Here is an 8946-nt window from a genome sequence, read left to right on the forward strand (position 1 = left end):
GCAACGCGCCGCGCGCATCGAGCGCGACGCCGACCGGCCGTCCTACCGCATGGCCGTCCGGCGTGAGAAAACCGCTCAGGAAATCTTCGGGCAGTCCGGCCGGCTTGCCATCCACAAACGGCACGAATATCACCTTGTAGCCGGTGCGCGGCTTGCGATTCCACGAGCCGTGCTGGCCGACATTCGTTCTGTCGGCGCGGACCTGATCGTCAATCTTGGCGACATCCTCTCCGGTGCGCTCCATCCGAGTGAGACGGCAGACCGATTGATGCCGCTCGGCCTTCCCACCATTCGTGGCAATCACGAAAGGCAGGTACTGGGCGGCGATCGCGAGCGTATGAGCCTATCGGACCGTTGGGCGCTCGATTGCATGCGCCCGGATCAACTGGCGTGGATCAAAGCTTTGCCCAGCACGCTGTCTATCGATGAAGACGTTTTGCTGGTCCACGGGACGCCCGCAGACGATTTGAGCTACTTTCTGGAAACCGTAAGTCCGTCCGGATGCCGGGCAGCAACGACGGACGAGATCGAACGCCGCGCGGGGAATGTGACTGCGAAGCTGATCCTGTGCGGTCATACTCACTTGCAGCGCTCGATGAAACTCGACGACGGGCGCTTGATCGTCAATCCAGGCAGCGTCGGCCTTCAGGCTTATGAGGATGAGTGGCCATTCCCTCATCGCATGGAGACGGGTTCGCCTCACGCGCGATATGCATTCGTGACAGGGTCCGGGTCCGATTGGACAGTGGAGTTTCGTGCGGTGCGATATGACTGGAAAATCGCGTCGGCGACCGCGAAGGCGAACGGACGGCCCGAATGGGCGGTCGCTCTTCGCAGCGGCCGTTGCGGATGACTTCTGGGAATCGGGAGTCTCGCTGCGAAGTCGGGCGCTGATGTTCGCTATCTTTCGCTGACGGTGCCGCGTCGCAAATCTGATCTTCGGCGACCGGCCGGAAAAAGCGCCGTGCGCACCTGTCAGTAGAATCGTCAACAATCGGTCCTGGATTCGATGGCCGTTCTCATTTGGCGAAACACAGAGATGAAGGTAACCATTGCGTACATCGAAGAACCTCCTTTCGGCTGGACCGAAGCAAATGGTACTGCGACCGGTGCGGACATCGAGCTGGCCGACGCGGTTCTCCGGGCGATAGGCATCACCTGGATCGAGCATCGCCTGACGACTTTTAGTGAACTGCTACCCGGCGTCGAAGCGGGTCGCTGGGACATGAACGTCCCGCTCTTCGTCACGCCTGAGCGATCGAACATGGTCGCTTTCAGCGTACCCGTATGGGGGATCGGAGACGGATTTTTGGTCCGCAGTGGAAACCCGAAAGCGCTCGACAGCTATCTGTCGCTATCGAAGCACCCTGATGCACGTATCGGCATTATTGCTGGGCAAGTGCAACACGACTCCGCGAGAGCGGCAGGCGTCAGCGAGGACCGGATAACCGTTTTCGAGCAACAGGCCGACGCTATTGCAGCGGTTCTCTCCGGTGTAATCGATGCGTATGCAAGCACAGCCTTGGGAAATCGTATCGTTGCCAAGCAGATTGGAAACTCAATGCTCGAAGCGGTGGAGCACGAGCCGGAAACGAGCGACGAGCGGCCGATGCTCCCGTTCGGAGCATTCTCGTTTAACAAAAGAAACAGCGATCTACTCGACGCGGTGAACGTGCAGCTCGGTTCATATCTGGGATCCCCGGATCATCGCGCTCGCATGGCCAGATACGGCTTGACACAGAAGGAGATCGATCCCGCTCTCACGGCTTCACGTTGATGATGAGACGGGCTTGCGGGCGCCAGGCTCGCGATCGACTAATTTGAGAAGAGATTGGCCAGCCGACGAAAGCCAGATCTTGAGTGCTTTGCGGTTGCTCCGTTCGGCCGTGAAAAGCGAGCGCGTCTTTTGTTTAGGGAATCTCTTCAACGGAGGTGGCAGCGATGGCCTCGAAAAGCATTCGCCGGGCAACGGAAGATGACGTACCCCTGCTTACACAGATCGAAACGATGCGCATGCCAGGAAGGTCGCGTATCGCGATTATGCGTGGGGCAGGGAAGGGGACGGCTTTTCGTTCCGCTCGTCGAAACGCCATGATCGATGCTTCTACCAGTCCGGCTGGTGACGCCGTGGTCCGCAACGACGCGTGGCGCATCATTCCGTTCGTCTCATCTGCTACGTGGTCGACTTTATCGACCGCGTAGATATCGGCTTGGCGAAACTACAGTGTCTGCAGGACCCGAAGGTTGACGATGCGGTGTTCGGTATCGCGGCCGGCATGTTTTTCATCGGCTAACAGCTGATTCCAATCAAGTCTATTAAAGCTCTTCCATCCGGTCACGATATGAGGCTGGCATTAGGCCAAAGCGAAGGATGCCGCTGTCGTGATCGACTTGCGGGCCCGTTCGATGAACAGTTCACCATCAGGGATCACCACGGCAACCCTGTACCGGACGTGCATTACCGGATTCTCACCGAAGGCAGAGAAATCTATAGCGGCAAGACAAACGCAGCGCGGCAGACTTCTCGAGTTACAACGCAGTGTTTGAAGTTTCTTACGATTGAAGTGGAGCGCTAGCAAAGCGAACGACAGCACCGAATGGGTAACTCTCGATGACACTGCATTTACAAACACGACTCCAGGTTCAAACAGGCACGTCACAATCAATACGACCCCTGTTTGTCCTAACGTGACCAATAAGGAATTCCGCCTGCAGGCCATGTGGGCACGTGAGATCGGCGTTGAACTTGTTAAAAGACGCATCGAGGGCTTGGCACGTCGGGACACGAAAGAGCGGGAGCGGGTGCAAATCTACTTTGCTCGTGCTGATGAAGCGACACGAAAGGTACTCAGCGACGGGCTGCATCGATTGCTCAAAGCGATGCAGGAACTGGAACCCGAAAAGATTGTGCGATATGACAGTGAGACGAGTAGGAAGCTATCCTGCGCCGTCAGACCGGATTCGGGTGAGAATCACGCCGCAGTCTGCAAACCCGATTCGGAGAAGCGGGTTATCGCCATCTATTCCGCGTACTGTGATAGTTCATTTGGACGGTTATGGGGAACCTGTAAGGTCAAGACGATAGTCCACGAATGTACACATTTTACGGACACCTTTATTCGCAAGACTGGATCTATGCAGACTCGGAATCCGGGGCGAGGATATGGGCTGCGAATCATCCCGACAAGGCGATTGAAAACGCCGACAGTATTACTGGATATTTAGCAACTTTCGATAGAGAAGTCATGGAGAAGAAATGACATTTACATACCGTACATTGGTCGCTGCACTGTGCTTATATGCTGGTCCTGGGGGACAGGCTTTAGCCGAGCAATCAATTGACGCCGTGGCGAAGCATAGGCCATCCAACACCGGCTGTCGCTTCATAGAGCACGCGTATTTGCAGCTGCCATTCAACACTACAGCACTTTCGACGGATAACCAGCAGTCAATCGAAAAGGCTGTGAAGGAGGCAAGGAAGTGGCCCGATGTGGGGATTCAAACGATCGTCATCGCCGGCGCATATATCGGCGAGCGCGATGTGGATGTCTTGCAGGACCGCCGCGGGAAAGTGGTGGAAGCGTATCTTAGGAAGCTTGGAATCCCAAGTAAAGACATTTATGTCGAGCCTAAGACTCTTACCGAAGTATTCGCCCACAAGCTGCCCGATGGAACGACTCATGTTGATCAAATCGAAATCGAGTTAAGCCCAATATGCAAAGACGGCGACTGCCGATGGATGTGCGACGATCCACGGCTATGGCCGGATCCGGGGCCTTCCAATCTGGAATGACGTGAACAGAATTCGTGGCGGGGGCGTCGTTATGGTGGAGAAAAGAGCGTGATGCGTAGCGCTGACTGAGCGGGTCAACCTTTCATTTGAATCCCTTCGGTTTCGCGATGTCAGCCACCGCAATCGATGCGATTGGCTGCGCGGTGAGTCCGTGGCCGGTCGGCACGTTGAAGACGTCGAGAAGCCCGTATATAAGATCTGCGGAAATCGCCGTGCAGCTGACGCTCGTCATATTGACGCTGCTGTGGATTCTGCCTGAGCCGACGCGCCACGCGTAGCGCGCCGTCGATGCGGTGGCTCATCGTTGAATGTCGTTAGCAAGCGGGTCGTGTTCTCTACAGAACAACAGGCCCGAAAAACCATAGACCGCTTCAGGATTGTCCACGAGGATCTTTTTAACGGTTCCCTCATTCCCCGCGCAGCGAACCAGCCAGTCCAGCAGCAGCGCATCGACCGGACGCGGCTGTGCATTCGGATGCGGCCAGTTGCTCGCCCACAGGCAACGCGCCGGATAACGCTCCGCGAGCGTGCGCGCGAGCAGCGCCACGTCGTCATAGCCCGGTGCGCCAACGCGAGACGTTTCATACGGCGCCGAGAGTTTGACCCAGCATTGACCGCGGTCGAGCAAACGGCACAGCGCGCGAAACGGTTCGCTATCCGGCAGCACAGGTTCGAGGAACTTGCCGGTATGGTCGATCACCAGCTTGCACGGCAACGTTTTCAGCACGGCTTCGTGAAGCGGCAACTCGCGGCCGTCGAGCTGTAGATTGATATGCCAGCCCAATGGCGCAATGCGGGCGGCGGCAGCTTCGAGATTGGTCCATGACGCAAGACCCGTTGCGAGCATCATGTAACGCAGACCGCGAATGCCCGCTTGATGCAGACGGGCGATTTCATCGTCATCGTGTTGCGGCGGCAGTATCGCGACGCCGCGGGCGTTCGCCCCGAAGCTCTTCAATGCCGCCAACGTGCAACTGTTGTCGAAGCCGTAGCCGGTCGGCTGGACGACGACGGCACGCGTGAGACCCAGCGCCTTCTGCACTTGCCGATACGCGCTCACCGGCGCGGGCGGCGGAACAACCGTTGCGCCGGGCGCAAACGGATAGCCTTCTTCGTAGATATGGATGTGGCAATCACATGCGCCGGGGTACATCGCAGCCAGAGTCGGATTCATAGGCCGTCAGAGGCTGGCCGACACGCAGACCGCGCGCTCGTGCCCGCACCGCTTGCGAATCGGCTCAGGCGGCTCGCGTGCGCTGCATTGACCGCACCGTCCGGCACTGCTCCGCGCAATATGGCTTCGACCTGCGACACCGTTTCGAGCGCCTGATGTTCGGTCGCCTCCGGCGTGAGACCACCGATATGCGGTGTCGCGATTACCTTCGGATGCCGCGCGAGAACTCGCGACGGCATCTGGTCCGCTTCGCTGCCGACATCCAGTGCGCAGCCCGCCAGATGACCGGCATCCAGTGCGGACAACAGCGCGGCCTCATCGGCCAGTTCGCCGCGCGCCGCATTGACGAAGTACGCGCCGGTTTTCATCGCGGCAAACGCGCGGGCATCCATCAGATGCACGGTCTCCGCTGTGGCGGGGGCGAGGCAGACGACGAAGTCGGACATGCCGAGCAACGCAGGCAGCGGCACCTGTTGCAGCGTGTCGCGCGCTTCCACTTGCGCGTACGGATCCGCGACGACCACTTGCATGCCCAACGCGCACGCCGCGTCGCACAGATAGCGTGAAATCTGCCCATAGCCGATCACGCCCAGCGTTGCGCCGCGCAACTGACGGCCCATCGCGGGCGCCACGGTGTCGCCGCGATGGTAGGCGGCCGCGTAGCCCTCGATGCCGCGTGCCATCGCGACGAGCACGCCGATCACCCACTCCGATACCGCCGGCACGAAGCCGGCGCTGGCCTGCGTGACGAGCACGCCGTGTTCGCTCGCGGCGTCGACGTCGATGGTCCGGATATCGACCGCGCAGCGGACCATCGCGACCAACCGCGGTAATGCGGCGAACAGCTCGCGCGGGCCCGGCGTCTGGCGATACGCGATGATTGCGTCGCAGTCTTGTGCGGCGGCGATCAGTTCGTCGGTGGTGAGTTCGCGGCTTGCACCGTTCAGCTTCACGTGGGCGAAGGCGCGCAATCGGGCGAGCGCCTTGTCGCCGAAGTAACGCTCCAGCATGTTCTGAGGGTGACTCACAAAAACCGTGTTCATTTGCTGGTTTTCCGGGTTCTGGAATGACGGGACGCAGTCAGTGCGGGCGGCGCCGCGACGGACTCGCGTTCGAAAAGCGACAGCGTGTCGAAGATCTGGTCGCCGGCGTGGGTACCAGACGCGAACGGGCGGGTCAGCGCGCGCTCGACCATCGCGCGCGCCATGTCGGGCACCGGCAGTTGCACGGTCGTGAGCCGCGGATTCGACAGCGAGGATAAAAAGAGGCCGTCCATGCCGACGACGGAGACGTCCGACGGCACGCGCAGACCGGTCGCGCGCAGCCCGGACATCAGACCGAGCGCCATCAGATCGTTGACCGCCACGATGCCGGTCGGACGGTTCGCATCCTTGACGATTTGCAGCGCGAGCTGGTGTCCCACCTCACCGATGACGGAGTCGCCGTATTCGTTCGACGGCCCGCCTTCGATCACGCGCGCGCGATCGCGCAAACCGGCTTCGCTCGCGGCTGCGTAGAAGCCGTCGATCTTGTCGCTGCGGCTCACGGTCAGGCCCGACAGCGTCACGAACGCGAGTTGCGTATGGCCATGCGCGATCAGGTGGCGGGTCGCGATGCGCGCCGCTTCGAAGTTATTGGGCGCAACGTGGTTGACCTCCGACTGCTCGCCGGGCGCCGAGCGCCGGTCGTAGCTAACGACCACCATGCCGCGCTGCACCGCGCGCGTCAGGTGGCTTTCGTCGGCGAGCGACGAAATCACGATCACGTGCCGCACGCCGTGCGCGAGCAGGTCCTCGAAAAACGACGCTTCTTTCTCGCGGTCCCGATAGGTGTTGCCGATCAATACGCGGTAGCCGTATTTCTCCTGCGCGAAAGTCTCGACCTCGCGGGCGATATAGCCGTACATCGGATTCGCGATGGAGGGCACCAGCAGACCCAGCAGCGGTGTCTGACCGGTTTTGAGCTGACGCGCGAGCGTACTGGGCCGGTACTTCAGCGCGACGATCGCCTCTTCCACGCGCGCGAGCGTCGCCTGACGCATCTTTTCGGTGCGGCCGTTGAGTACATTCGACACGGTGCTCACCGAAACGGCGGCGTGTCGGGCGACGTCCTGTATCGTGCTCACAAGATCCTCGATGACGTTGACTTACCTACATCCCAAAGCGGGATGGTAGCCACAGAGAGAAGCCGGGCACAAGCACCAGCAGAACGAGGACGATAGCCAGCATCGCGAGGTATTTCAGCATCGGCCGCGCGACCTGTTCAACGCGGGTGCCGGTGATCGCGCAGGTCGCGAACAGGCCGAGCCCGACCGGCGGCGCGAACAGCCCGAGGCCCATGGCGACCACCGCGACGGTGCCGAAGTGCAGCGGATTGATGCCGAGCTGCTGGGCGATCGGCGTCAGCAGCGGCCCGAAGATGATCAACGCCGGTGCGCCTTCGAGGATCGCGCCGAACACGATCATGATCAGCACCGACAACAGCATGAAGCCGGCCGCGCCGTAGTGCGTGCCGAACGACGCCATCAGGCCCTGCAGTTGCATCGGAATCTGTTCGATGGTGAGCGCGAACGACACGCTCGACGCGGCGGCGACGATAAACAGAATGCTGCCTGCCATCGACGCGCCGCGCACAAAAAGCCGCGCGACCACCTTCGGCGTCAGTTCGCGGAACGCGGCCCAACCCGCGACCAGCGCGTAGACGACGGCGAAAGCGGATACTTCGGTCGACGTTGCGACGCCCGATGTCACGCCTTTACCGATCATGATGATCATGATGAAGCCGACCAGCGCGCCACCGAGCAGCGGCACCAGCGGCCGGCGCACGCTGAACGCGCGGCTCGGATCGATGCGGCGGCCGAAGATCACCGCCATCACGCCGAGCGACAGCGCCAGTACCAGCGCCGGCACGATCCCGGCGACAAACAGGCCGGCAATCGAAATGTTCGCGACGAACCCCATGATGATCATGTTCACGCACGGCGGAATGGTTTCCGCCATCACCGCGCTGCTCGCGAGGAGCGCGGCGATCTCGTTGGGGTCTTCGCCGGTCTGACGCACGGCGGGCATCACGACGCCGCCGACGGCCGCGATATCGGCGAGCTTCGAGCCGGACACCCCCGAGAAAAACGCGGTCGCCGTAATGGAGATCAGCCCGAGGCCGCCGCGCACGCGGCCGAATACGCGCAGCAGCAGTTCGATCAGCCGCGACGACATGCCGTTCGACTCCATCAGCAGGCCAGCCAGCACGAAGAACGGCACCGCGAGCAGAACAAAGTGATTGGCGCCCGACATCACCTGCTGCGAATAGACGAGCATCGGCAGGCTGGGTTCGGCGAGAAAGAACAGCAGCGCGGAAAACGTCAGCACGAAGCAGATCGGTATGCCAATGACGAGACCGACAACAAATCCTGCGGCGAGCAGCAGACCCGGCTCGATCGGATGCGCGGAGGCGAACGTGTTCCATGCGAACAGCGCGATCGCAACGAGCGCGCAGCCGATCACACTGCCGAGCACGATGCGCGACGGACCGCTAATCGCATTCGCGATCGCGAAAAGCGTCATGAACAGGCTGCCGATCATCACCGGATACACGTTGATCCAGCCCGGCAGGCCGCTCGCGGTGGTCTGTCCATACGAATCGACGAGCAACAGGCACGACGAGAACAACAGGCTCGACGACACGCCGGCGATGATCCAGTGCCCGGCGTGAATCGCGGCGGCTTGCCAGCGCGTGGGCAGAAGACCGCGGAACAGCTCGATGCCGACGTGCTGGCTGCGCGCGAGCACCGTTGCGGCACCGAAGAACACCAGCACGATCATCAGCGCGCCGGCGACTTCCTCGGCCCAGTCGAAAGGATCATGCAGGAAATAGCGGTAGATCACGGAGAGGAACACCACGAGCACATCGGCCGCGAGCACCGCCGCGCACAGGTATTCGATCCAGCGCATGAGACGGGCGAGGCCGCGCGGGAGCATGG

Annotated in this window: 9 protein-coding genes; 5 read left to right on the forward strand and 4 right to left on the reverse strand. The window is 61.0% G+C overall.

Features of this window, described 5'->3' with window-relative positions:
• Positions 1–49 precede the first annotated feature (49 nt).
• The 5 genes from VGH68_RS13600 to VGH68_RS13620 all read left to right on the forward strand — a co-directional run bounded on the left by VGH68_RS13600 (position 50) and on the right by VGH68_RS13620 (position 4071).
• Positions 50–853 (forward strand): metallophosphoesterase family protein, encoded by an 804-nt coding sequence (locus tag VGH68_RS13600; RefSeq protein WP_331604159.1) that lies wholly within the window; start codon positions 50–52, stop codon positions 851–853.
• A 186-nt stretch (positions 854–1039) separates the two neighbouring features.
• Positions 1040–1777: a transporter substrate-binding domain-containing protein gene (locus tag VGH68_RS13605; RefSeq protein WP_331604160.1), complete on the forward strand. Its 738-nt coding sequence runs from the start codon at positions 1040–1042 to the stop codon at positions 1775–1777.
• 367 nt (positions 1778–2144) lie between these two features.
• Positions 2145–2294 (forward strand): hypothetical protein, encoded by a 150-nt coding sequence (locus VGH68_RS13610; RefSeq protein WP_331604152.1) that lies wholly within the window; start codon positions 2145–2147, stop codon positions 2292–2294.
• 962 nt (positions 2295–3256) lie between these two features.
• Positions 3257–3793, forward strand: coding sequence for a hypothetical protein (locus VGH68_RS13615; protein WP_331604153.1), 537 nt, complete (start codon positions 3257–3259; stop codon positions 3791–3793).
• Between the two features lie 107 nt (positions 3794–3900).
• Positions 3901–4071: a hypothetical protein gene (locus VGH68_RS13620; protein WP_331604155.1), complete on the forward strand. Its 171-nt coding sequence runs from the start codon at positions 3901–3903 to the stop codon at positions 4069–4071.
• Between the two features lie 20 nt (positions 4072–4091).
• Here VGH68_RS13620 and VGH68_RS13625 read toward each other — a convergent pair whose 3' ends face one another.
• Genes VGH68_RS13625 through VGH68_RS13640 form a run of 4 tightly spaced genes read right to left on the reverse strand, consistent with a single transcriptional unit; the run spans position 4092 to position 8944 of the window.
• Entirely contained in the window at positions 4092–4967 is an 876-nt protein-coding gene (locus VGH68_RS13625) for an amidohydrolase family protein (RefSeq protein WP_331604156.1), read from the reverse strand.
• Positions 4964–6010, reverse strand: coding sequence for an NAD(P)-dependent oxidoreductase (locus VGH68_RS13630; protein WP_331604157.1), 1047 nt, complete (start codon positions 6008–6010; stop codon positions 4964–4966). The genes VGH68_RS13625 and VGH68_RS13630 overlap by 4 nt, the downstream gene beginning before the upstream one ends.
• Positions 6007–7104, reverse strand: a complete 1098-nt coding sequence (locus VGH68_RS13635; protein ID WP_331604161.1) for a LacI family DNA-binding transcriptional regulator — start codon at positions 7102–7104, stop codon at positions 6007–6009. Before VGH68_RS13635 ends, VGH68_RS13630 begins: the two co-directional genes overlap by 4 nt.
• Before the next feature lie 13 nt (positions 7105–7117).
• Positions 7118–8944, reverse strand: a complete 1827-nt coding sequence (locus VGH68_RS13640) for a TRAP transporter large permease subunit (RefSeq protein WP_331604158.1) — start codon at positions 8942–8944, stop codon at positions 7118–7120.
• Between the last annotated feature and the right edge of the window lie 2 nt (positions 8945–8946).

It is taken from the genome of Paraburkholderia sp., assembly GCF_036488505.1.
Taxonomy (GTDB): Bacteria; Pseudomonadota; Gammaproteobacteria; order Burkholderiales; family Burkholderiaceae; genus Paraburkholderia.

Excerpts from the sequence above, each read along its gene's own strand:
- VGH68_RS13600 (WP_331604159.1), top strand. The coding sequence starts at position 50 with ATGGCCGTCCGGCGTGAGAAAACCGCTCAGGAAATCTTCGGGCAGTCC.
- VGH68_RS13605 (WP_331604160.1), top strand. The coding sequence starts at position 1,040 with ATGAAGGTAACCATTGCGTACATCGAAGAACCTCCTTTCGGCTGGACC.
- VGH68_RS13615 (WP_331604153.1), top strand. The coding sequence starts at position 3,257 with ATGACATTTACATACCGTACATTGGTCGCTGCACTGTGCTTATATGCT.
- VGH68_RS13620 (WP_331604155.1), top strand. The coding sequence starts at position 3,901 with ATGTCAGCCACCGCAATCGATGCGATTGGCTGCGCGGTGAGTCCGTGG.
- VGH68_RS13625 (WP_331604156.1), bottom strand. The coding sequence starts at position 4,967 with ATGAATCCGACTCTGGCTGCGATGTACCCCGGCGCATGTGATTGCCAC.
- VGH68_RS13630 (WP_331604157.1), bottom strand. The coding sequence starts at position 6,010 with ATGAACACGGTTTTTGTGAGTCACCCTCAGAACATGCTGGAGCGTTAC.
- VGH68_RS13640 (WP_331604158.1), bottom strand. The coding sequence starts at position 8,944 with ATGCTCCCGCGCGGCCTCGCCCGTCTCATGCGCTGGATCGAATACCTG.